Annotated in this window: 11 protein-coding genes; all 11 read left to right on the forward strand. The window is 49.4% G+C overall.

The window, feature by feature from the left end; genetic code table 11:
• Positions 1–24 precede the first annotated feature (24 nt).
• The 11 genes from ACOJUN_RS09440 to ACOJUN_RS09490 all read left to right on the forward strand — a co-directional run bounded on the left by ACOJUN_RS09440 (position 25) and on the right by ACOJUN_RS09490 (position 25,096).
• The gene (locus tag ACOJUN_RS09440) at positions 25–1,656 is read left to right on the forward strand and encodes a C2H2-type zinc finger protein (RefSeq protein WP_422136381.1); all 1,632 of its coding nucleotides are present in this window, start codon (positions 25–27) and stop codon (positions 1,654–1,656) included.
• A gap of 392 nt (positions 1,657–2,048) precedes the next feature.
• Complete coding sequence (locus tag ACOJUN_RS09445) at positions 2,049–3,500, forward strand: C2H2-type zinc finger protein (protein WP_422136382.1); 1,452 nt, start codon at positions 2,049–2,051, stop codon at positions 3,498–3,500.
• A 268-nt stretch (positions 3,501–3,768) separates the two neighbouring features.
• Positions 3,769–5,271 (forward strand): C2H2-type zinc finger protein, encoded by a 1,503-nt coding sequence (locus ACOJUN_RS09450; RefSeq protein WP_422136383.1) that lies wholly within the window; start codon positions 3,769–3,771, stop codon positions 5,269–5,271.
• A 373-nt stretch (positions 5,272–5,644) separates the two neighbouring features.
• A complete protein-coding gene (locus ACOJUN_RS09455; protein WP_422136384.1) occupies positions 5,645–7,762 on the forward strand; it encodes a C2H2-type zinc finger protein in 2,118 nt (705 codons plus the stop codon).
• 373 nt (positions 7,763–8,135) lie between these two features.
• Positions 8,136–10,424, forward strand: coding sequence for a C2H2-type zinc finger protein (locus ACOJUN_RS09460; protein WP_422136385.1), 2,289 nt, complete (start codon positions 8,136–8,138; stop codon positions 10,422–10,424).
• A 373-nt stretch (positions 10,425–10,797) separates the two neighbouring features.
• Positions 10,798–12,762 (forward strand): C2H2-type zinc finger protein, encoded by a 1,965-nt coding sequence (locus tag ACOJUN_RS09465; protein WP_422136386.1) that lies wholly within the window; start codon positions 10,798–10,800, stop codon positions 12,760–12,762.
• Positions 12,763–13,135: 373 nt separating this feature from the next.
• Complete coding sequence (locus ACOJUN_RS09470) at positions 13,136–15,181, forward strand: C2H2-type zinc finger protein (RefSeq protein WP_422136387.1); 2,046 nt, start codon at positions 13,136–13,138, stop codon at positions 15,179–15,181.
• A 60-nt stretch (positions 15,182–15,241) separates the two neighbouring features.
• Entirely contained in the window at positions 15,242–17,518 is a 2,277-nt protein-coding gene (locus tag ACOJUN_RS09475; protein ID WP_422136388.1) for a C2H2-type zinc finger protein, read from the forward strand.
• 246 nt (positions 17,519–17,764) lie between these two features.
• Positions 17,765–20,098, forward strand: coding sequence for a C2H2-type zinc finger protein (locus ACOJUN_RS09480; RefSeq protein WP_422136389.1), 2,334 nt, complete (start codon positions 17,765–17,767; stop codon positions 20,096–20,098).
• A gap of 60 nt (positions 20,099–20,158) precedes the next feature.
• Entirely contained in the window at positions 20,159–22,759 is a 2,601-nt protein-coding gene (locus tag ACOJUN_RS09485; RefSeq protein ID WP_422136390.1) for a C2H2-type zinc finger protein, read from the forward strand.
• A gap of 60 nt (positions 22,760–22,819) precedes the next feature.
• The gene (locus ACOJUN_RS09490; protein WP_422136391.1) at positions 22,820–25,096 is read left to right on the forward strand and encodes a C2H2-type zinc finger protein; all 2,277 of its coding nucleotides are present in this window, start codon (positions 22,820–22,822) and stop codon (positions 25,094–25,096) included.
• Positions 25,097–25,269: the final 173 nt, after the last annotated feature.

Below are 25,269 nucleotides of genomic sequence, written 5' to 3' on the forward strand. Positions count from 1 at the left end.
AAAAAGACAGGAAGGCAATAGAGCTTGCCAACATTGAAAAGCTTCCAAACTTCCTATCGTCTATCCTCACTGCTCCTATCCCCGGAAAAAAAGGATAGAAACATTAAAAGTCTACTCTCATACGTATTGGTCTTTTTGCCTTTCGTCTGCCCGGTTGATCCACAGACTTATGGTTTTATCGTTGAGGTTGATCAGAATGAGGCTTCGACAAGCCAGAGTTTTTCTATAGAAACTGAGCCGGGCCTATTAACTGCAATGCCAATGACTGATGGGAGGCTGATGCAAAACGAACCATCACTCATGATCAGCACAAACGGATATTCGGGGTCAGGTATGCTACCCGATGACAAACCCTGTCGGCGAAACAAACTTCAGATCATCACTTTGATGTACGGAACGGGCGGCGGTAACTATTCCCGGAAAACGGGGCCAGAGGATCATGGTCAGTCATTCAATAGACATTCAGAAAAACCGCATTATCTATACGACAACGACCACAATGATGAAAATTCGGGTCGGCCCACCGACTCCCGGCATAGCCTTGACAAAAATTGCCATGAACAGCCCTGTTGTAATCAACAAGGAGTCTGTATCTTCGCTCCTTCCGCAATTACCCGATGTCGTTCAGCCTCAGATGACTCTTTCACTTGCACAACAGATGTCTATTTGCGAACAGGCGATCAGGAATCTGGCCCGGTAAGCCATCCTGCTGAAGGTCTGACAGTTGTCTCAGGAGCTGACAGCACAACCGGTTCATTATTAAAATTAAATCCACCACCTGCGAAAAAACAAAGGAAGGCAGGCTCCAAAAAATACCGATGTGATTACCCCGGCTGTGAAAAATCACTTGGCTCTCGAACCTCGTTGTACAATCACAAAAGTCAATATCACACCGGAAAACGAACCTGTCCAGAGTGCCAGAAACCCCTGCCAAACGCTCAAGCCCTGGTGGTCCACAAAAGAAAAGATCACACCGGACAGCAAACCTGCCCTGAGTGCCAGAAGACCTTTGCAAACATTCAATCCCTGTTGACTCACAAAAGTCAATATCACACCGGAGAGAAAACCTGTCCTGAGTGCCAGAAGCCCCAGCGAAACGCTCAAGCCCTGGCGTTTCACAAAAGAAAAGATCACACCGGAGAGAAAACCTGCCCTGTGTGCCAGAAGACCCTGCCAAATGCGAATGCCCTGTCGGCTCACAAAAGTCGATATCACACTGGCGAGCAAACCTGCCCTGAGTGCCAGACGAGCCTGTTACACGCTCAAGCCCTGTCGGATCACAAAAGTCGATATCACACCGGAGAACAAACCTGCCCTGAGTGCCAGACGACCCTGGCACACGCTCATGCTCTGTCGGTTCACAAAAGTCAATATCACACAGGAGAGAAAACCTGCCCTGAGTGCCAGACGACCCTGGCACACGCTCAAGCCCTGTCGGTTCACAAAAGAAAAGATCACAGCGGGGGGCAAACCTGCCCTGAGTGCCAGACGACCCTGGCACACGCTCATGCCCTGTCGGTTCACAAAAGTCAATATCACACCGGAGAGAAAACCTGCCCTGAGTGCCTGAAGACCCTGCCACACGCTCAAGCCCTATTGAATCACAGAAGGCTACACCGGAAACGAAAGCTTGATGGTACAGAGTCAAGTGATTGATTTCTGCTTGTCACAGTCTCAGGAGGGAAGAGCACTGCACACGTTTGGGCATGATCTGAAGTACAATGCTCAGGTCTATCTGTCTATCAGCAGCGGCGGTTAACCGACGACATAAAGACATGAAAGGCAATAGAGCTTGCCAACATTGAAAAACTCCCAAACTTCCTATCGTCTATCCTCACTGCTCCTATCCCCGGTAAAAAAAGGATTGAACCATTAAAAGTCTCCTCTCGCACGTATTGGTCTTTTTGCCTTTCGTCTGCCCGGGTGAGCCACAGACTTATCGTTTTATCGTTGAGGTTGATCAGAATGAGGCTTTGACAAGCCAGAGTTTTTCTATAAAAACTGAGCCGGGCCTATTAACTGCAATGCCAATGACTGATGGAAGGCTGATGCAAAACGAACCATCACACATGATCAGCACAAACGGATATTCGGGGTTAGGCATGCTACCCGATGACAAGCCTTCCAGGCGAAATAAACTTCAGATGATCACTTTGATGTACGGAACGGGCAGCGGTAACTATTCCGGGACAACAGGGTCAGAGGATCATGGTCAGTCATTCAATAGACATTCAGAAAAATTACATTATTTATACGACAACGACCATAATGATGAAAATTCGGGTCAGCCCACTGACTCCCGGCATAGCTTTGACAAAAATTGTCATGAACAGCCCTGTTGTAATCAACAAGGAGTCTGTATCTTGGCTCCTTCCACGATTACCCGGTGTCGTTCAACCTCAGATGACTCTTTCGCTTGCGATGTCTATTTGCAAAAAGGCGATCAGGAATCCGGTCCGGTCAGCCATCTTGCTGAAGGTCCGACAGTTGTCTCAGGAGCTGACAGCACCACCGGTGCTTCATTAAAATTAAATCCACCACCTGCGAAAAAACAAAGGGAGGCAGACTCCAAAAAATACCGATGTGAGCGCCCCGGCTGTGAAAAATCACTTGGCTCTCAAACCTCATTGTACAATCACAAAAGTCAATATCACACCGGAGAACGAACCTGTCCTGAGTGCCAGAAGCCCCTGCCAAACGCTTATGCCCTGAGGGCTCACAAAAGAAAAGATCACACCGGAGAGCAAACCTGCCCTGAGTGCCAGAAGACCCTGCCAAACGCTCAAGCCCTGTCGAATCACAAAAGTCAATATCACAGCGGAGAGAAAACCTGCACTGAATGTCAGAGGCCTCTGCCAAACGCTCAAGCCCTGTGGGCTCACAAAAAAAAAGATCACACCGGAAAGCAAACCTGCCCTGAATGCCTGGAGACTCTGCCGAACGCTCAAGCCCTGTGGGTTCACAAAAGAAAAGATCACACCGGAAAGCAAACCTGCCCTGGGTGCCAGAAGACCCTGCCAAACGCTCAAGCCCTAACGGTTCACAGAAGTCTATATCACACCGGAGAACAAACCTGCCTTGACTGCCAGAAGACCCTGCCAAACGCGAAAGTTCTGTCGGCTCACAAAAGAAAAGAACACATCGGAGGGCAAACTTGCCCTGAGTGCCAGAGGCTCCTGCCAGACCCTCAAGCTCTGTCGGAGCACAAAAGAAAAGAACACACCGGAGAGCAAACTTGCCCTGAGTGCCAGAAGACCCTGTCAAATGCCAATTCCCTGTCGGTTCACAAAAGTCAATATCACACCGGAGAACAAACCTGCCTTGAGTGTCAGAAGACTCTGCCAAACGCGAAAGCCCTTTCGGGTCACAGGAGAAAAGATCACACTGGAGAGCAAACCTGCCCTGAGTGCCAGAAGACCCTGCCAAACGCTCTAGCCCTGTCGAATCACAAAAGGCAACACCGGAAACGAAAGCTTGATGGAGCAAAGTCAAGTGATTGATTTCTGCTTGTCACAGTCTCAGGAGGGAAGGGCACTGCACACGTTTGGGTATGATCTGAAGTGCAATGCGCAGGTCTACCTGTCTATCACCAGCGGTGGTTAACCAACGACAAAAAGACATGGAAGGCACTAGAGCTTGCCAACATTGAAAAGCTCCCAAACTTCTATCGTCTATCCTCACTGCTCGTATCCCCGGAAAAAAAAGGATAGAACCATTAACAGTCTACTCTCGCACGTATTGGTCTTTTTGCCTTTCGTCTGCCCGGTTATGCCACAGACTTATCGTTTTATCGTTGAGGTTGATCAGAATCAGGCTTCGACAAGCCAGAGTTTTTCTATAAAAACTGAGCCAGGCCTATTCACTGCAATGCCAATGGCTGATGATAGGCTGATGCAAAACGAACCATCACACATGATCATCACTTTGATGAAAGGAACGGGCGGGGGTAACTACTCCCAGACAACAGAGTCAGAGGATCATGGTCAGTCATTCAATAGACATTCAGAAAAATTACACTATTTATACGACAACGACAATAATGATGAAAATTCGGGTCGGCCCACTGACTCCCGACATAGCTTTGACAAGAATTGCCATGAACAGCCCTGTTGTAATCAACAGAGAGTCTGTATCTATGCTCCTTCCAAAAGTAACCGGTGTCGTTCAACCTCAGATGACTCTTTCGCTTGCGGTGTCTATTTGCAAACAGGCGATCAGGAATCTGGCCCGGTAAGCCATACTGCTGAAGCACCGATAGTTGTCTCAGGAGCTGACAGCACAACCGGTGCGTCATTAAAATTAAAACCACCACCTGCGAAAAAACAAAAGAAGGCAGGCTTCAAACAATACCGATGTGATCACCCCGGCTGTGAAAAATCATTTAGCTCTCAAGCCTCGTTGAACAATCACAAAAGTCAATATCACACCGGAGAACGAACCTGCCCTGATTGCCAGAAGCCCCTGCCAAACGCTTATGCCCTGACGGTTCACAAAAGAAAAGATCACAGCGGAGAGCAAACCTGCCCTGAGTGCCAGAAGCCCCTGCCAAACGCTCAAGCCCTGTCGGCTCACATGAGTCAATATCACACCGGAGAGCAAACCTGCCCTGAATGCCAGAAGACCCTGCCAAGCGCTCAAGCTCTGTCAACTCACAAAAGAAAAGAACACACCGGAGAACAAACCTGCCCTGAGTGCCAGGAGACCCTGCCAAACACTCTAGCCCTGTCGAATCACAAAAGAAAAGAACACACCGGAGAGCAAACCTGCCCTGAGTGCCAGAAGACCCTGGCAAGCGCTCAAGCCCTGTCGAATCATAGAAGAAAAGATCACACCGGGGAGCAAACCTGCCCTAGGTGCCAGAAGACCCTGCCAAACGCTCAAGCTCTGTCGTCTCACAAGAGTCAATATCACACCGGAGAGCAAACTTGCCCTGAGTGCCAGAAAACCCTGGCAAGCGCTCAAGCCCTGTCGAATCACAAAAGAAAAGAACACACCGGAGAGCAAACCTGCCCTGAGTGCCAGAAGACCCTGGCAAGCGCTCAAGCCCTGTGGGTTCACAAAAATCAATATCACACCGGGGTGCAAACTTGTCCCGAGTGCCAGAAGTCTCTGCCAAGCGCTCAAGCCCTGTCGGGCCACAAAAGTCAATTTCACAGAGGAGAGCAAACCTGCCTTGAGTGCCAAAAAATCCTGCCAAACTCCGGCGCTCTGTCAAATCACAAAAGACAACACCGGAAGCGAAAGCTTGAAGATGCAAAGTCAAGTGATTGATTTCTGCTTGTCTCAGGGCCAGGAGGGAAAGGCACTGCACACGTTTGAGTACGATCTGAAGTGCAATGCTCACGTCTATCTGTCTATCACCTGCGGGGCTTAAACGATGACAAAAAGACATGGAGGGCAATAGAGCTTGCCAAGATTGAAAAGCTCCCAAACTTCTATCGTCTATCCTCACTGCTCCTATCCCCGGAAAACAAAGGATAGAACCATTAACAGTCTACTCTCATACGTGTTGGTCTTTTTGCCTTTCGTCTGCCCGGTTGTGTCACAGACTTATCGTTTTATCATTGAGGTTGATCAGAATCAGGCTTTGACAAACCAGAGTTTTTCTATAAAAACTGAGCCGGGCCTATTAACTGCAATGCCAATGACTGATGGGAGGCTGATACAAAACGAACCATCACACATGGTCAGCACAAACGGATATTCTGGTTCAGGTATGCTACCCGATGACAAACCTTGTCGGCGAAACAAACTTCAGATCATCACTTTGATGTACGGAACGGGCGGCACTGACTATACCCGAACAACAGAGTCAGAGGATCATGATCGGTCATTCAATAGACATTCAGAAAAATCAAATTATTTATACGACAATGACCATAATGATGAAAATTCAGGTCGGCCCAACGAATCCCGACATAGCCTTGACAAAAATTGCCATGAACAGCCCTGTTGTAATCAACAAAGAGTCTGTATCTTCGCTCCTTCCACAAGTACCCGGTGTCGTTCAGCCTCAGATGACTCTTTCACTTGCGATGTCTATTTGCAAACAGGCGATCAGGAATCTGGCTCGGAAAGCCATTCTGCTGAAAGTTTGACAGTCGTCTCAGGAGCTAACAGCACAACCGGTGCGTCATTAAAATTAAATCCACCACCTGCGAAAAAACAAAGGAAAGCAGGCCCCAAAAAATACCGATGTGATTACCCAGGCTGTGAAAAATCACTTGGCTCTCAAACCTCATTGTACAATCACAAAAGTCAATATCACACCGGAGAACGAACCTGTCCTGAGTGCCAGAAGACCCTGCCAAACTCTCAAGCCCTGTCGGTTCACAAAAGAAAAGATCACACCGGAGAGAAAACCTGTCCTGAGTGCCAGAAGACCCTGCCAAACGCTCAAGCCCTGTCGGTTCACAAAAGAAAAGATCACACCGGAGAGAAAACCTGTCCTGAGTGCCAGAAGACCCTGCCAAACGCTCAGGTCCTGTCGTTTCACAAAAGAAAGGAACACACCGGAAGGCAAACCTGCCCTGAATGCCAGAAGACCCTGTCAAACTCGACAGCCCTGTCGACTCACAAAAGTCGATATCACAGCGGAGAGCAAACCTGCCCTGAGTGCCAGAAGCCCTTGCCAAACGTGAAAGCCCTGATGGTTCACAAAAGAAAAGAACACACCGGAGAACGAACCTGTCCTGAGTGCCAGAAGACCTTGGCAAACAGTCAGGCCCTGTCGGCTCACAAAAGTCGATATCACACCGGAGAGAAAACCTGCCCTGAATGCCAGAAGACCCTGGCAAGCGCTCAAGCCCTGTGGGATCATAAAAGAAAATACCACACCGGAGAACAAACCTGCTCTGAGTGCCAGAAGCCCCTGCCAAACGCTCAAGCTCTGTTGATTCACAGAAGAAAAGATCACAGCGGAGAGCAAACTTGCCCTGAGTGCCAGGAAACCCTGCCAAACACTCTAGCCCTGTCGAATCACAAAAGAAAAGAACACACCGGAGAGCAAACCTGCCCTGAGTGCCAGAAAACCCTGGCAAGCGCTCAAGCCCTGTCGACTCACAAAAGCCGATATCACAGCGGAGAGCAAACCTGCCCTGAATGCCAGACGACCCTGCCACACGCCTATGCCCTGTCGACTCACAAAAGCCGATATCACAGCGGAGAGCAAACCTGCCCTGAGTGCCAGAAGACCCTGCCAAACGCTCAGGCCCTGTTGGTACACAAAAGAAAAGATCACACCAGAGGGCAAACTTGCTCTGAGTGCCAGAAGCTCCTGCGAAACCATCAAGCTCTGTCGAAGCACAAAAGTCGATATCACAGTGGAGAGCAAACCTGCCCTGAGTGCCAGAAGACCCTGCCACACGCTCGAGCCCTGTCGGTTCACAAAAGTCGATATCACAGTGGAGAGCAAACCTGCCCTGAGTGCCAGAAGACCCTGCCACACGCTCGAGCCCTGTCGGTTCACAAAAGTCGATATCACACCGGAGAGAAAACCTGCCCTGAGTGCCAGAAGACCCTGCCACACGCTCTAGCCCTGTCGGTTCACAAAAGAAAAAAGCACAGCGGAGAGCAAACCTGCCCTGAGTGCCAGAAGACTCTGCCGAACGCTCAACTCCTGTCGACTCACAAAAGAAAAGAACACACCAGGGAGCAAACCTGCTCTGATTGCCAGAAGATCCTGCCAAACGTTCAAGCTCTGGTAAATCACAAAAGACAACACCGGAAACGAAAGCTTGAAGATGCAAAGTCAAGTGATTGATTTCTGCTTGTCACAGGCTCAGGAGGGAAGGGCACTGCACACGTTTGGGTATGATCTGAAGTGCAATGCGCAGGTCTATCTGTCTATCACCAGAGGCGGTTAACCGATGACAAAAAGACATGGAAGGCAATAGAGCTTGCCAACATTGAAAAACTCCCAAACTTCCTATCGTCTATCCTCACTGCTCCTATCCCCTGAAAAAAAGGATAGAACCATTAAAAGTCTACTCTCGCACGTATTGGTCTTTTTGCCTTTCGTCTGCCCGGTTGAGCCACAGACTTATGGTTTTATCGTTGAGGTTGATCAGAATGAGGCTTCAACAAGCCAGAGTTTTTCTATAAAAACTGAGCCGGGCCTATTATCTGCATTGCCAATGACTGATGGAACGCTGATGCAAAACGAACCATCACACATGATCATCACTTTGATGTACGGAACGGGCGGCAATAACTATTCCCGGGTAACAGAGTCAGAGGATCATGGTCAGTCATTCAATAGACATTCAGAAAAATCACATTATTTATACGACAACGACCATAATGATGAAAATTCGGGTCGGCCCACTGACTCCCGACATAGCTTTGACAAGAATTGCCATGAACAGCCCTGTTGTAATCAACAGAGAGTCTGTATCTACGTTCCTTCCAAAAGTACCCGGTGTCGTTCAACCACAGATGACTCTTTCGCTTGCGATGTCTATTTGCAAGCAGGCGATCAGGAATCTGGCCCGGTAAGCCATCCTGCTGAAGCACCGACAGTTGTCTCAGAAGCTGACAGCACAACCGGTGCGTCATTAAAATTAAAACCACCACCTGCGAAAAAACAAAGGAACGCAGGCTCCAAAAAATACCGATGTGATCACCCCGGCTGTGAAAAATCACTTAGCTCTCAAAACTCGTTGTGCAATCACAAAAGTCAATATCACACCGGAGAACGAACCTGCACTGATTGCCAGAAGTCCCTGCCAAACGCTTATGCCCTGACGGTTCACAAAAGAAAAGATCACACCGGAGAGAAAACCTGCCCTGAGTGCCAGAAGACCCTGGCAAACGCAAAAGCCCTGTCGGATCACAAAACTCGATATCACACCGGAAAGCAAACCTGCCCTGAGTGCCAGAAGCCCCTGCCAAACGCTCAAGCCCTGGCGGTTCACAAAAGAAAAGAACACACCGGAGAGAAAATCTGTCCTGAGTGCCAGAAGACCCTGGCAAGCGCTCAAGCCCTGTCGAATCACAAAAGTCGATATCACACCGGAGAGCAAACCTGCCCTGAGTGCCAGACGACCCTGGCAAGCGCTCAAGCCCTGTTTAATCACAAAAGCCGATATCACAGCGGAGAGCAAACCTGCCCTGAGTGCCAGAAGACCCTGGCAAGCGCTCAAGCCCTGTCTAATCACAAAAGCCGATATCACAGCGGAGAGCAAACCTGCCCTGAGTGCCAGAAGACCTTGGCACATGCTCGAGCCCTGTCGGTTCACAAAAGTCAATATCACACCGGAGAACAAACCTGCCTTGAGTGCCAGAAGACTCTGCCAAACGCGAAAGCCCTTTCGGCTCACAGAAGAAAAGATCACACCGGAGAGAAAGCCTGCCCTGAGTGCCAGAAGCACCTGCCAAACCCTCAAGCCCTGTCGAATCACAAAAGAAAAGAGCACACCGGAAAGCAAACCTGCCCTGAGTGCCAGAAGACTCTGCCAAACGCGAAAGCCCTGTCGAATCACAAAAGAAAAGCACACACTGGAGAGCAAACCTGCCCTGAATGCCAGGAGACCTTGCCAAATAGTCTAGCCCTGTCGAATCACAAAAGAAAAGATCACACCGGAAAGCAAACCTGCCCTGAGTGCCAGAAGACCCTGCCAAACGCTCAAGCCCTGTCGGTTCACAAAAGTCAATATCACACCGGAGAACAAACTTGCCTTGAGTGCCAGAAGACTCTGCCAAACGCGAAAGCCCTTTCGGCTCACAGAAGAAAAGATCACACCGGAGAGCAAACCTGCCCTGATTGCCAGAAGCCCCTGCCAAACGCGAAAGTCCTGTTGGCTCACAAAAGAAAAGATCACAGCGGAGAGCAAACCTGCCTTGAGTGCCAGAAGACCCTGCCAAACGTTCAAGCTCTGTCGGAGCACAAAAGTCGATATCACAGAGGAGAGCAAACCTGCCATGAGTGTCAGAAGACTCTGCCAAACCCTCAAGCCCTTTCGGCTCACAAAAGAAAAGAACACACAGGAGAGCAAACTTGCCCTGAGTGCCAGAAGCTACTGCCAAACTCTCAAGCTCTGGTAAATCACAAAAGTCAATATCACAGTGGCGAGCAAACCTGCCCTGAGTGCCGGAAGACCCTGCCACACGCTCAAGCCCTGTCGACTCACAAAAGAAAAGAACACAGCGGAGAGCAAACCTGCCCTGAGTGCCGGAAGACCCTGCCACACGCTCAAGCCCTGTCGACTCACAAAAGAAAAGAACACAGCGGAGAGCAAACCTGCCCTGAGTGCCAGAAGACCCTGGCAAGCGCTCAAGCCCTGTCGACTCACAAAAGAAAAGAACACAGCGGAGAGCAAACCTGCCCTGAGTGCCAGGCGCTACTGCCAAACAATCAGGCTCTGTCGAATCACAGAAGACAACACCGGAAACGAAAGCTTGAAGATGCAAAGTCAAGTGATTGATTTCTGCTTGTCACAGGCTCAGGAGGGAAAGGCACTGTACACGTTTGGGTATGATCTGAAGTGCAATGCTCACGTCTATCTGTCTACCACCAGCGGCGGTTAACCGATGAAAAAAAGACATGGAGGGCAATAGAGCTTGCCAACATTGTAAAGCCCCCAAACTTCTATCGTCTATCCTCACTGCTCCTATCCCCAGAGAACAAAGGATAGAACCATTAACAGTCTACTCTCGTACGTATTGGTCTTTTTGCCTTTCGTCTGCCCGGTTGTGCCACAGACTTATCGTTATATCGTTGAGGTTGATCAGAATCAGGCTTCGACAAGCCAGAGTTTTTCTGTAAAAACTGAGCCGGGCCTATTATCTGCAATGCCAATGACTGATGGGAGGCTGATGCAAAACGAACCTTCACACATGATCATCACTTTGATGTACGGAACGGGCGGCGGTAACTATTCCCGGGTAACAGAGTCAGAGGATCATGGCCAGTCATTCAATAGACATAGAGAAAAATCACATTATTTATACGGCAACGACCATAATGATGAAAATTCGGGTCGGCCCACTGACTCCCGACATAGCTTTGACAAGAATTGCCATGAACAGCCCTGTTGTAATCAACAGAGAGTCTGTATCTACGCTCCTTCTAAAAGTACCCGGTGTCGTTCAACCTCAGATGACTCTTTCGCTTGCGATGTCTATTTGCAAACAGGCGATCAGGAATCTGGCCCGGTAAGCCATCCTGCTGAAGCACCGACAGTTGTCTCAGGAGCTGACAGCACAACCGGTTCATCATTAAAATTAAATCCACCACCTGCGAAAAAACAAAAGAAGGCAGGCTTCAAAAAATACCGATGTGATCACCCCGGCTGTGAAAAATCACTTAGCTCACAAAACTCGTTGTGCAATCACAAAAGCCAATATCACACCGGAGAACGAACCTGCCTCAAGTGCCAGACGACCCTGCCAAACGCTCAAACCCTTTCGGATCATAGAAGAAAATATCACACCGGGGAACAAACCTGCCCTGAGTGCCAGAAGACCCTTCCAAGCGCTCAAGCCCTGTCGTATCACAAAAGCCGATATCACAGCGGAGAGCAAACCTGCCCTGAGTGCCAGAAGAACTTGGCACATGCTCGAGCCCTGTCGGTTCACAAAAGTCAATATCACACCGGAGAACAAACCTGCCTTGAGTGCCAGAAGACTCTGCCAAACGCGAAAGCCCTTTCGGCTCACAGAAGAAAATATCACACCAGAGAGCAAACCTGCCCTGAGTGCCAGAAGACCCTGGCAAGCGCTCAAGCCCTGTGGGTTCACAAAAGAAAAGATCACACCGGAGAGAAAACCTGCCCTGAGTGCCAGAAGACTCTGAAAAACCCTCAGGCCCTGTCGAATCACAAAAGAAAAGAGCACACCGGAGAGCAAACCTGCCCTGAGTGCCAGAAGACCCTGGCAAGCGCTCAAGGCCTGTCAAATCACAGAAGCAAACATCACAGCGGAGAGCAAACCTGCCCTGAATGCCAGACGACCCTGCCACACGCTCAAGCCCTGTTGCATCATAGAAGAAAAGAGCACACCGGAGAGCAAATCTGCCCTGAGTGCCAGAAGACCCTGTCAAACGCTCAAGCTCTGTCGGCTCACAAAAGTCATTATCACACCGGAGAGCAAACCTGCCCTGTGTGCCAGAAGACCCTGCCAAATGCTCAAGCCCTGGCGAATCACAAAAGAAAAGAACACACCGGGGAGCAAACCTGCTCTGATTGCCAGAAGACCTTGCCAAACACTCAAGCCCTGTCGACTCACAAAAGAAAAGAACACAGCGGAGAGCAAAACTGCCCGGAGTGCCAGAAGACCCTGTCAAACGTTCAAGCCCTGTCGACTCACAAAAGTCGATATCACAGCGGAGAACAAACCTGCCCTGAGTGCCAGAAGACCCTGCCAAACGCTCAAGCCCTGTCGACTCACAAAAGAAAAGAACACACCGGGGAGCAAACCTGCTCTGATTGCCAGAAGACCCTGCCAAACACTCAAGCCCTGTGGGGTCATAAAAGAAAATACCACACCGGAGAACAAACCTGCCCTGAGTGCCAGAAGCTCCTGCCAAACTATCAAGCTCTGTCGGAGCACAAAAGTCGATATCACAGCGGAGAGCAAATCTGCCCTGAGTGCCAGAAGACTCTGCCAAACGCTCAAGTCCTGTCGAATCACAAAAGAAAAGAACACACTGGGGAGCAAACCTGCTCTGATTGCCAGAAGATCCTGCCAAACGTTCAAGCTCTGGTAAATCACAAAAGACAACACCGGAAACGAAAACTTGAAGATGCAAAGTCAAGTGATTGATTTCTGCTTGTCTCAGGGTTAAGGGAGAAAGGCACTGCACACGTTTGGGTATGATCTGAAGTGCAATGATCACGTCTATCTGTCTACCACCAGCGGCGGTTAACCGATGACAAAAAGACATGAAAGGCAATAGAACTTGCCAACATTGAAAAACTCCCAACCTTCCTATCGTCTATCCTCAGTGCTCCTATCCCCGGAAAAAAAGGATAGAACCATTAAAAGTCTACTCTCGCACGTATTGGTCTTTTTGCCTTTCGTCTGCCCGGTTGAGCCACAGACTTATGGTTTTATCGTTGAGGTTGATCAGAATGAGGCTTCAACAAGCCAGAGTTTTTCTATAAAAACTGAGCCGGGCTTATTAACTGCAATGCCAATGACTGATGGGAGGCTGATGCAAAACGAACCATCACACATGATCATCACTTTGATGTACGGAACGGGCGGCGGTAACTATTCACGGATAACAGAGTCAGAGGATCATGGTCAGTCGTTCAATAGACATTCAGAAAAATCACATTATTTATACGACAACGACCATAATGATGAAAATTCGGGTCGGCCCACTGACTCACGACATAGCTTTGACAAGAATTGCCATGAACAGCCCTGTTGTAATCAACAGAGAGTCTGTATCTACGCTCCTTCCAAAAGTATCCGGTGTCGTTCAACCTCAGATGACTCTTTCGCTTGCGATGTCTATTTGCAAACAGGCGATCAGGAATCTGGCTCGGAAAGCCATTCTGCTGAAAGTTTGACAGTCGTCTCAGGAGCTGACAGCACAACCTGTGCGTCATTAAAATTAAAACCACCACCTGCGAAAAAACAAAGGAAGGCAGGCTCCAAAAAATACCGATGTGATCACCCCGGCTGTGAAAAATCACTTAGCTCTCAAAATTCGTTGTGCAATCACAAAAGCCAATATCACACCGGAGAACGAACCTGCCCTGATTGCCAAAAGCCCCTGCCAAACGCTCAAGCCCTGATGGTTCACAAAAGAAAAGATCACACCGGAGAGAAAACCTGCCCTGAGTGCCAGAAGACTCTGCCAAACGCTCAAGCCCTGTCGGTTCATAAAAGAAAAGAACACACCGGAGAGCAAAACTGCCCTGAGTGCCAGAAGACCTTGGCAAACAGTCTTGCCCTGTCGGCTCACAAAAGTCAATATCACACCGGAGAGAAAACCTGCCCTGAATGCCAGAAGACCCTGCCAAACACTCAAGCCCTGTGGGTTCACAAAAGAAAAGAACACACCGGAAAGCAAACCTGCCCTGGGTGCCAGAAGACCCTGCCAAACGCTCAAGCCCTGGCGGTTCACAAAAGAAGAGAGCACACCGGAGAGCAAAACTGCCCTGAGTGCCAGAAGACCTTGGCAAACAGTCAGGCCCTGTCGGCTCACAAAAGTCAATATCACAGCGGAGAGAAAACCTGCCCTGAATGCCAGAAGACCCTACCAAACACTCAAGCCCTGTGGGATCATAAAAGAAAGTACCACACCGGAAAACAAACCTGCCCTGAGTGCCAGAAGATCTTGGCAAATAGTCAGGCTCTTTCGACTCACAAAAGTCAGTATCACACTGGAGAGAAAACCTGCCCTGAATGCCAGAAGGCCCTGCCAAACACTCAAGCCCTGTGGGATCATAAAAGAAAATACCACACCGGAGAACAAATCTGCCGTGAGTGCCAGAAGCCCCTGCCAAACGCTCAAGCTCTGTTGATTCACAGAAGAAAAGATCACAGCGGAGAGCGAACTTGCCCTGAGTGCCAGAAGACTCTGGCAAACACTCTAGCCCTCTCGAGTCACAAAAGAAAAGAACACAGCGGAGAGCAAACCTGCCCTGAATGCCAGACGAGACTGCCACACGCTCAAGCCCTGTCGACTCACAAAAGAAAATATCACACCGTAGGGCAAACTTGCTCTAGGTGCCAGAAGCTCCTGCCAAACCATCAAGCTCTGTCGGAGCACAAAAGTCGATATCACAGAGGAGAGCAAACCTGCCATGAGTGTCAGAAGACTCTGCCAAACAATCAAGCCCTTTCGGTTCACAAAAGAAAAGATCACACCGGAGAGCAAACCTGCCCTGAGTGCCAGACGACCCTGCCACACGCCCAAGCCCTGTCGAATCATAGAAGAAAAGAACACAGCGGAGAGCAAACCTGCCTTGGATGCCAGAAGACCCTGCCAAACGTTCAAGCTCTGTCGGAGCACAAAAGTCGATATCACAGAGGAGAGCAAACCTGCCCTGAATGCCAGAAGACCCTGCCAAACGCTCAAGCCCTGTCGGATCACAAAAGAAAATATCACACCGGAGAGCAAACCTGCCCTGAGTGCCAGGCGCTACTGCCAAACATTCAGGCTCTGTCGAATCACAGAAGGCAACACCGGAAACGAAAGCTTGAAGATGCAAAGTCAAGTGATTGATTTCTGCTTGTCTCAGGGTTAAGAGGGAAAGGCACTGTACACGTTTGGGTATGATCTGAAGTGCAATGCTCACGTCTATCTGTCTATCACCAGAGGCGGTTAACCGATGACAAAAAGACATGGAAGGCCATAGAGCTTGCCAACATTGTAAAACTCCCAAAGTTCCTATCGTCTATCCTCACTGCTCCTATCCCCGGAAAAAAGGATAGAACCATTAAAAGTCTACTCTCGCACGTATTGGCCTTTTTGCCTTTCGTCTGCCCGGTTGAGCCACAGACTTATGGTTTTATCGTTGAGGCTGATCAGAATGAGGCTTCGACAAGCCAGAGTTTTTCTATAAAAACTGAGCCGGGCCTATTAACTGCAATGCCAATGACCGATGGGAGGCTGATGCAAAACGAACCATCACACATGATCATCACTTTGATGTACGGAACGGGCGGCGGTAACTATTCACGGATAACAGAGTCAGAGGATCATGGTCAGTCGTTCAATAGACATTCAGAAAAATCACATTATTTATACGACAACGACCATAATGATGAAAATTCGGGTCGGCCCACTGACTCACGACATAGCTTTGACAAGAATTGCCATGAACAGCCCTGTTGTAATCAACAGAGAGTCTGTATCTACGCTCCTTCCAAAAGTACCCGGTGTCGTTCAACCACAGATGACTCTTTCGCTTGCGAGGTCTATTTGCAAGCAGGCGATCAGGAATCTGGCCCGGTAAGCCATCCTGCTGAAGCACCGACAGTTGTCTCAGAAGCTGACAGCACAACCGGTGTGTCATTAAAATTAAAACCACCACCTGCGAAAAAACAAAGGAAGGCAGGCTCCAAAAAATACCGATGTGATCACCCCGGCTGTGAAAAATCACTTAGCTCTCAAAACTCGTTGTGCAATCACAAAAGTCAATATCACACCGGAGAACGAACCTGCACTGATTGCCAGAAGTCCCTGCCAAACGCTTATGCCCTGACGGTTCACAAAAGAAAAGATCACACCGGAGAGAAAACCTGCCCTGAGTGCCAGAAGACCCTGGCAAACGCTCAAGCCCTGGCGGTTCACAAAAGAAAAGAACACACCGGAGAGCAAAACTGCCCTGAGTGCCAGAAGACCCTGGCAAGCGCTCAAGCCCTGTCGTATCACAAAAGTCGATATCACAGCGGAGAGAAAACCTGCCCTGAATGCCAGAAGACCCTGCCAAACACTCAAGCCCTGTGGGTTCACAAAAGAAAAGAGCACACCGGAAAGCAAACCTGCCCTGGGTGCCAGAAGACCCTGTCAAACGCTCAAGCCCTGGCGGTTCACAAAAGAAGAGAACACACCGGAGAGCAAAACTGCCCTGAGTGCCAGAAGACCTTGGCAAACAGTCAGGCCCTGTCGGCTCACAAAAGTCAATATCACAGCGGAGAGAAAACCTGCCCTGAATGCCAGAAGACCCTGCCAAACACTCAAGCCCTGTGGGATCACAAAAGAAAAGATCACACCGGAAAGCAAACCTGCCCTGGGTGCCAGAAGACCCTGCCAAACGCTCAAGCCCTGGCGGCTCACAAAAGAAAAGATCACAGCGGAGAGAAAACCTGCCCTGAATGCCAGAAGACTTTGCCAAACGCGAAAGCCCTGTCAGTTCACAAAAGTCGATATCACACGGGAGAGCAAACCTGTCCTGAGTGCCAGAAGACCTTTGCAAACCTTCAGGCCCTGTCAGTTCACAAAAGAAAAGATCACACCGGAGAGCAAACCTGCTCTGAGTGCCAGAAGCCCCTGCCAAACGCTCAAGCCCTGTCGGCTCACAAAAGTCAATATCACACCGGAGAGCCAACCTGCCCTGAGTGCCAGAAGATCCTGCGAAATGCGAAAGCGCTGTCGGTTCACAAAAGGAAAGAACACACCGGAGAGCAAACCTGCCCTGAGTGCCAGAAGCCCCTGCCAAATGTCCAAGCCCTGTCGAATCACAAAAGAAAAGAACACACCGGAGAGCGAACCTGCCCTGAATGTCAGGAGACCTTGCCAAATACTCTAGCCCTGTCGAATCACAAAAGAAAAGATCACACCGGAAAGCAAACCTGCCCTGAGTGCCAGAAGACCCTGCCAAACGCTCAAGCCCTGTCGGTTCACAAAAGTCAATATCACACCGGAGAACAAACTTGCCTTGAGTGCCAGAAGACTCTGCCAAACGCGAAAGCCCTTTCGGCTCACAGAAGAAAATATCGCACCGGAGAACAAACCTGCCCTGAGTGCCAGGCGCTACTGCCAAACAATCAGGCTCTGTCGAATCACAGAAGGCTACACCGGAAACGAAAGCTTGAAGATGCAAAGTCAAGTGATTGATTTCTGCTTGTCTCAGGGTTAAGAGGGAAAGGCACTGTACACGTTTGGGTATGATCTGAAGTGCAATGATCACGTCTATCTGTCTACCACCAGCGGCGGTTAACCGATGACAAAAAGACATGGAAGGCCATAGAGCTTGCCAACATTGTAAAACTCCCAAAGTTCCTATCGTCTATCCTCACTGCTCCTATCCCCGGAAAAAAGGATAGAACCATTAAAAGTCTACTCTCGCACGTATTGGCCTTTTTGCCTTTCGTCTGCCCGGTTGAGCCACAGACTTATGGTTTTATCGTTGAGGCTGATCAGAATGAGGCTTCGACAAGCCAGAGTTTTTCTATAAAAACTGAGCCGGGCCTATTAACTGCAATGCCAATGACCGATGGGAGGCTGATGCAAAACGAACCATCACACATGATCATCACTTTGATGTACGGAACGGGCGGCGGTAACTATTCACGGATAACAGAGTCAGAGGATCATGGTCAGTCGTTCAATAGACATTCAGAAAAATCACATTATTTATACGACAACGACCATAATGATGAAAATTCGGGTCGGCCCACTGACTCACGACATAGCTTTGACAAGAATTGCCATGAACAGCCCTGTTGTAATCAACAGAGAGTCTGTATCTACGCTCCTTCCAAAAGTACCCGGTGTCGTTCAACCACAGATGACTCTTTCGCTTGCGATGTCTATTTGCAAGCAGGCGATCAGGAATCTGGCTCGGTAAGCCATCCTGCTGAAGCACCGACAGTTGTCTCAGAAGCTGACAGCACAACCGGTGTGTCATTAAAATTAAAACCACCACCTGCGAAAAAACAAAGGAACGCAGGCTCCAAAAAATACCGATGTGATCACCCCGGCTGTGAAAAATCACTTAGCTCTCAAAACTCGTTGTGCAATCACAAAAGTCAATATCACACCGGAGAACGAACCTGCCCTGATTGCCAGAAGGCACTGCCAAACGTTCAAGCCCTGGCGGTTCATAAAAGAAAAGAACACACCGGAGAGCAAAACTGCCCTGAGTGCCAGAAGACCTTGGCAAACAGTCATGCCCTGTCGGCTCACAAAAGTCAATATCACACCGGAGAGAAAACCTGCCCTGAATGCCAGAAGACCCTGCCAAACACTCAAGCCCTGTGGGTTCACAAAAGAAAAGAACACACTGGAAAGCAAACCTGCCCTGGGTGCCAGAAGACCCTGCCAAACGCTCAAGCCCTGGCGGTTCACAAAAGAAAAGAACACACCGGAGAGCAAAACTGCCCTGAGTGCCAGAAGACCCTGCCAAACACTCAAGCCCTGTGGGATCATAAAAGAAAATACCACACCGGAGAACAAACCTGCCGTGAGTGCCAGAAGACTCTGGCAAACACTCTAGCCCTTTCGGTTCACAAAAGAAAAGAACACACCGGAGAGCAAACCTGCCCTGAGTGCCAGACGACCCTGCCACACGCCCAAGCCCTGTCGAATCATAGAAGAAAAGAACACAGCGGAGAGCAAACCTGCCTTGGATGCCAGAAGACCCTGCCAAACGTTCAAGCTCTGTCGGAGCACAAAAGTCGATATCACAGAGGAGAGCAAACCTGCCCTGAATGCCAGAAGACCCTGCCAAACGCTCAAGCCCTGTCGGATCACAAAAGAAAATATCACACCGGAGAGCAAACCTGCCCTGAGTGCCAGACGACCCTGCCACACGCCCAAGCCCTGTCGAATCATAGAAGAAAAGAACACAGCGGAGAGCAAACCTGCCTTGAGTGCCAGAAGACCCTGCCAAACGCAAAAGCTTTGTCGGATCACAAAACTCGATATCACAGCGGAGAGCAAACCTGCCCTGAGTGCCAGAAGCCCCTGCCAAACGCGAAAGCCCTGTCGGATCACAAAAGTCGATATCACACCGGAGAACAAACCTGCCCTGAGTGCCAGACGACCCTGCCACACGCTCAAGCCCTGTCGGTTCACAAAAGTCAATATCACACCGGAGAGCAAACCTGCCCTAAGTGCCTGAAGACCCTGCAACACGCTCAAGCTCTGTGGGATCACAAAAGAAAATATCACACCGGAGAACAAACCTGTCCTGAGTGCCAGAAGCCCCTGCCAAATGCTCAAGCCATGTGGGTTCACAAAAGAAAAGATCACAGCGGAGAGCAAACCTGCCCTGATTGCCAGAAGCCCCTGCCAAACGCTCAAGCCCTGGCGGTTCACAAAAGAAAAGAACACAGCGGAGAGCAAACCTGCCCTGAATGCCAGAAGACCCTGCCAAACGCTCAAGCCCTGGCGGTTCACAAAAGAAAAGAACACACCGGAGAGCAAACCTGCTCTGAGTGCCAGAAGACCCTGCCAAACGCGAAAGCCCTGTCGGCTCACAAAAGTCAATATCACACTGGAGAGAAAACCTGCCCTGAATGCCAGAAGACCTTGCCAAACGCTAAAGCCCTGACGGTTCACAAAAGAAAAGATCACACCGGAGAGCAAACCTGCCCTGAGTGCCAGGCGCTACTGCCAAACATTCAGGCTCTGTCGAATCACAGAAGGCTACACCGGAAACGAAAGCTTGAAGATGCAAAGTCAAGTGATTGATTTCTGCTTGTCTCAGGGTTAAGAGGGAAAGGCACTGTACACGTTTGGGTATGATCTGAAGTGCAATGCTCACGTCTATCTGTCTACCACCAGCGGCGGTTAACCGATGACAAAAAGACATGGAAGGCAATAGAACTTGCCAACATTGTAAAACTCCCAAAGTTCCTATCGTCTATCCTCACTGCTCCTATCCCCGGAAAAAAGGATAGAACCATTAAAAGTCTACTCTCGCACGTATTGGCCTTTTTGCCTTTCGTCTGCCCGGTTGAGCCACAGACTTATGGTTTTATCGTTGAGGCTGATCAGAATGAGGCTTCGACAAGCCAGAGTTTTTCTATAAAAACTGAGCCGGGCCTATTAACTGCAATGCCAATGACCGATGGGAGGCTGATGCAAAACGAACCATCACACATGATCATCACTTTGATGTACGGAACGGGCGGTGGTAACTATTCACGGATAACAGAGTCAGAGGATCATGGTCAGTCGTTCAATAGACATTCAGAAAAATCACATTATTTATACGACAACGACCATAATGATGAAAATTCGGGTCGGCCCACTGACTCACGACATAGCTTTGACAAGAATTGCCATGAACAGCCCTGTTGTAATCAACAGAGAGTCTGTATCTACGCTCCTTCCAAAAGTACCCGGTGTCGTTCAACCTCAGATGACTCTTTCGCTTGCGATGTCTATTTGCAAACAGGCGATCAGGAATCTGGCTCGGAAAGCCATCCTGCTGAAGCACCGACAGTTGTCTCAGGAGCTGACAGCACAACCGGTGCGTCATTAAAACTAAATCCACCACCTGCGAAAAAACAAAAGAAGGCAGGCTCCAAAAAATACCGATGTGATCACCCCGGCTGTGAAAAATCACTTAGCTCTCAAACCTCGTTGTACAATCACAAAAGCCAATATCACACCGGAGAACGAAACTGCCCTGATTGCCAGAAGCCCCTGCCAAACGCTCAAGCCCTGACGGTTCACAAAAGAAAAGATCACACCGGAGAGAAAACCTGCCCTGAGTGCCAGAAGACCCTGTCAAATGCTCTAGCCTTGTCGGTTCACAAAAGTCAATATCACAGCGGAGAGAAAACTTGCCCTGAATGCCAGAAGACCCTGCCAAACACTCAAGCCCTGTGGGTTCACAAAAGAAAAGAACACACTGGAAAGCAAACCTGCCCTGGGTGCCAGAAGACCCTGCCAAACGCTCAAGCCCTGGCGGTTCACAAAAGAAGAGAACACACCGGAGAGCAAAACTGCCCTGAGTGCCAGAAGACCCTGCCAAACACTCAAGCCCTGTGGGATCATAAAAGAAAATACCACACCGGAGAACAAACCTGCCGTGAGTGCCAGAAGACTCTGACAAACACTCTAGCCCTTTCGGTTCACAAAAGAAAAGAACACACCGGAGAGCAAACCTGCTCTGAGTGCCAGAAGACCCTGCCAAACGCGAAAGCCCTGTCGGCTCACAAAAGTCAATATCACACTGGAGAGAAAACCTGCCCTGAATGCCAGAAGACCTTGCCAAACGCTAAAGCCCTGACGATTCACAAAAGAAAAGATCACACCGCAGAGCAAACCTGCTTTGAGTGCCAGAAGACCCTGCCAAACGCGGAAGCCCTGTCGGCTCACAAAAGTCAATATCACACTGGAGAGAAAACCTGCCCTGAATGCCAGAAGACCTTGCCAAACGCTCAAGCCCTGGCGGTTCACAAAAGAAAAGAACACACCGGAGAGCAAAACTGCCCTGAGTGCCAGAAGACCGTGCCAAACACTAAAGCCCTGTGGGATCATAAAAGAAAATACCACACCGGAGAACAAACCTGCCGTGAGTGCCAGAAGACTCTGGCAAACACTCTAGCCCTTTCGGTTCACAAAAGAAAAGAACACACCGGAGAGCAAACCTGCCCTGAGTGCCAGACGACCCTGCCACACGCCCAAGCCCTGTCGAATCATAGAAGAAAAGAACACAGCGGAGAGCAAACCTGCCTTGGATGCCAGAAGACCCTGCCAAACGTTCAAGCTCTGTCGGAGCACAAAAGTCGATATCACAGAGGAGAGCAAACCTGCCCTGAATGCCAGAAGACCCTGCCAAACGCTCAAGCCCTGTCGGATCACAAAAGAAAATATCACACCGGAGAGCAAACCTGCCCTGAGTGCCAGACGACCCTGCCACACGCCCAAGCCCTGTCGAATCATAGAAGAAAAGAACACAGCGGAGAGCAAACCTGCCTTGAGTGCCAGAAGACCCTGCCAAACGCAAAAGCTTTGTCGGATCACAAAACTCGATATCACAGCGGAGAGCAAACCTGCCCTGAGTGCCAGAAGACCTTGCCAAACGCTAAAGCCCTGACGATTCACAAAAGAAAAGATCACACCGCAGAGCAAACCTGCTCTGAGTGCCAGAAGACCCTGCCAAACGCGAAAGCCCTGTCGGCTCACAAAAGTCAATATCACACTGGAGAGAAAACCTGCCCTGAATGCCAGAAGACCTTGCCAAACGCTAAAGCCCTGACGGTTCACAAAAGAAAAGATCACACCGGAGAGCAAACCTGCCCTGAGTGCCAGGCGCTACTGCCAAACATTCAGGCTCTGTCGAATCACAGAAGGCTACACCGGAAACGAAAGCTTGAAGATGCAAAGTCAAGTGATTGATTTCTGCTTGTCTCAGGGTTAAGAGGGAAAGGCACTGTACACGTTTGGGTATGATCTGAAGTGCAATGCTCACGTCTATCTGTCTACCACCAGCGGCGGTTAACCGATGACAAAAAGACATGGAAGGCAATAGAACTTGCCAACATTGTAAAACTCCCAAAGTTCCTATCGTCTATCCTCACTGCTCCTATCCCCGGAAAAAAGGATAGAACCATTAAAAGTCTACTCTCGCACGTATTGGCCTTTTTGCCTTTCGTCTGCCCGGTTGAGCCACAGACTTATGGTTTTATCGTTGAGGCTGATCAGAATGAGGCTTCGACAAGCCAGAGTTTTTCTATAAAAACTGAGCCGGGCCTATTATCTGCAATGCCAATGACCGATGGGAGGCTGATGCAAAACGAACCATCACACATGATCATCACTTTGATGTACGGAACGGGCGGTGGTAACTATTCACGGATAACAGAGTCAGAGGATCATGGTCAGTCGTTCAATAGACATTCAGAAAAATCACATTATTTATACGACAACGACCATAATGATGAAAATTCGGGTCGGCCCACTGACTCACGACATAGCTTTGACAAGAATTGCCATGAACAGCCCTGTTGTAATCAACAGAGAGTCTGTATCTACGCTCCTTCCAAAAGTACCCGGTGTCGTTCAACCTCAGATGACTCTTTCGCTTGCGATGTCTATTTGCAAACAGGCGATCAGGAATCTGGCTCGGAAAGCCATTCTGCTGAAAGTTTGACAGTCGTCTCAGGAGCTGACAGCACAACCTGTGCGTCATTAAAATTAAAACCACCACCTGCGAAAAAACAAAGGAAGGCAGGCTCCAAAAAATACCGATGTGATCACCCCGGCTGTGAAAAATCACTTAGCTCTCAAAACTCGTTGTGCAATCACAAAAGTCAATATCACACAGGAGAACGAACCTGCCCTGATTGCCAAAAGCCCCTGCCAAACGCTCAAGCCCTGATGGTTCACAAAAGAAAAAAACACACCGGTGAGCAAACCTGCCCCGAGTGTCAGAAAACCTTGGCAAACAAACAGGCCCTGTTGAATCACAAAAATCAATATCACACTGGAGAGAAAACCTGCCCTGAGTGCCAGAAGACTCTGCCAAACGCTCAAGCTCTGGCGGTTCATAAAAGAAAAGAACACACCGGAGAGCACAACTGCCCTGAGTGCCAGAAGACCTTGGCAAACAGTCATGCCCTGTCGGCTCACAAAAGTCAATATCACACAGGAGAGAAAACCTGCCCTGAATGCCAGAAGACCCTGCCAAACACTCAAGCCCTGTGGGTTCACAAAAGAAAAGAACACACCGGAAAGCAAACCTGCCCTGGGTGCCAGAAGACCCTGCCAAACGCTCAAGCCCTGGCGGTTCACAAAAGAAAAGAACACACCGGAGAGCAAAACTGCCCTGAGTGCCAGAAGCCTCTGCCAAACGCTCAAGCCCTGGCGACTCACAAAAGAAAAGAACACAACGGAGAGCAAACCTGCCCTGAGTGCCAGAAGACCTTGGCAAACAGTCAGGCCCTTTCGACTCACAAAAGTCAGTATCACACTGGAGAGAAAACCTGCCCTGAATGCCAGAAGACCCTGCCAAACACTCAAGCCCTTTGGGATCATAAAAGAAAATACCACACAGGAGAACAAACCTGCCGTGAGTGCCAGAAGCCCCTGCCAAACGCTCAAGCCCTGGCGGTTCACAAAAGAAAAAAACACACCGGTGAGCAAACCTGCCCCGAGTGTCAGAAAACCTTGGCAAACAAACAGGCCCTGTTGAATCACAAAAATCAATATCACACTGGAGAGAAAACCTGCCCTGAGTGCCAGAAGACCTTGGCAAACAGTCATGCCCTGTCGGCTCACAAAAGTCAATATCACACCGGAGAGAAAACCTGCCCTGAATGCCAGAAGACCCTGCCAAACACTCAAGCCCTGTGGGTTCACAAAAGAAAAGAACACACCGGAAAGCAAACCTGCCCTGGGTGCCAGACGACCTTCGCAAACAGTCAGGTCCTGTCGGTTCACAAAAGCAAAGAGCACAGCGGAGAGAAAACCTGCCCTGAATGCCAGAAGACCCTACCAAACACTCAAGCCCTGTGGGTTCACAAAAGAAAAGAACACACCGGAGAACAAACCTGCCCTGAGTGCCAGAAGACTCTGCCACACGCTCAAGCCCTGTCGGATCACAAAAGAAAATATCACACCGGAGAACAAACCTGCCCTGAGTGCCAGGCGCTACTGCCAAACATTAAGGCTCTGTCGAATCACAGAAGGCAACACCGGAAACGAAAGCTTGAAGATGCAAAGTCAAGTGATTGATTTCTGCTTGTCTCAGGGTCAGGAGCGAAGGGCACTGCACACGTTTGGGTATGATCTGAAGTGCAATGCGCAGGTCTATCTGTCTATCACCAGCGGCGGTTAACCGATGACAAAAAGACATGGAAGGCAATAGAGCCTGCCAACATTGAAAAACTCCCAAAGTTCCTATCGTC

This window comes from Endozoicomonas sp. ALD040 (assembly GCF_049275945.1).
Lineage (GTDB): Bacteria > Pseudomonadota > Gammaproteobacteria > Pseudomonadales > Endozoicomonadaceae > Endozoicomonas_A.

Bases quoted from the DNA above. Each gene is read 5' to 3' on its own strand.
- ACOJUN_RS09460 (WP_422136385.1), top strand. From the start codon at position 8,136: ATGACTGATGGAACGCTGATGCAAAACGAACCATCACACATGATCATC.
- ACOJUN_RS09445 (WP_422136382.1), top strand. From the start codon at position 2,049: ATGCAAAACGAACCATCACACATGATCAGCACAAACGGATATTCGGGG.
- ACOJUN_RS09465 (WP_422136386.1), top strand. From the start codon at position 10,798: ATGACTGATGGGAGGCTGATGCAAAACGAACCTTCACACATGATCATC.
- ACOJUN_RS09450 (WP_422136383.1), top strand. From the start codon at position 3,769: ATGCCACAGACTTATCGTTTTATCGTTGAGGTTGATCAGAATCAGGCT.
- ACOJUN_RS09470 (WP_422136387.1), top strand. From the start codon at position 13,136: ATGACTGATGGGAGGCTGATGCAAAACGAACCATCACACATGATCATC.
- ACOJUN_RS09455 (WP_422136384.1), top strand. From the start codon at position 5,645: ATGACTGATGGGAGGCTGATACAAAACGAACCATCACACATGGTCAGC.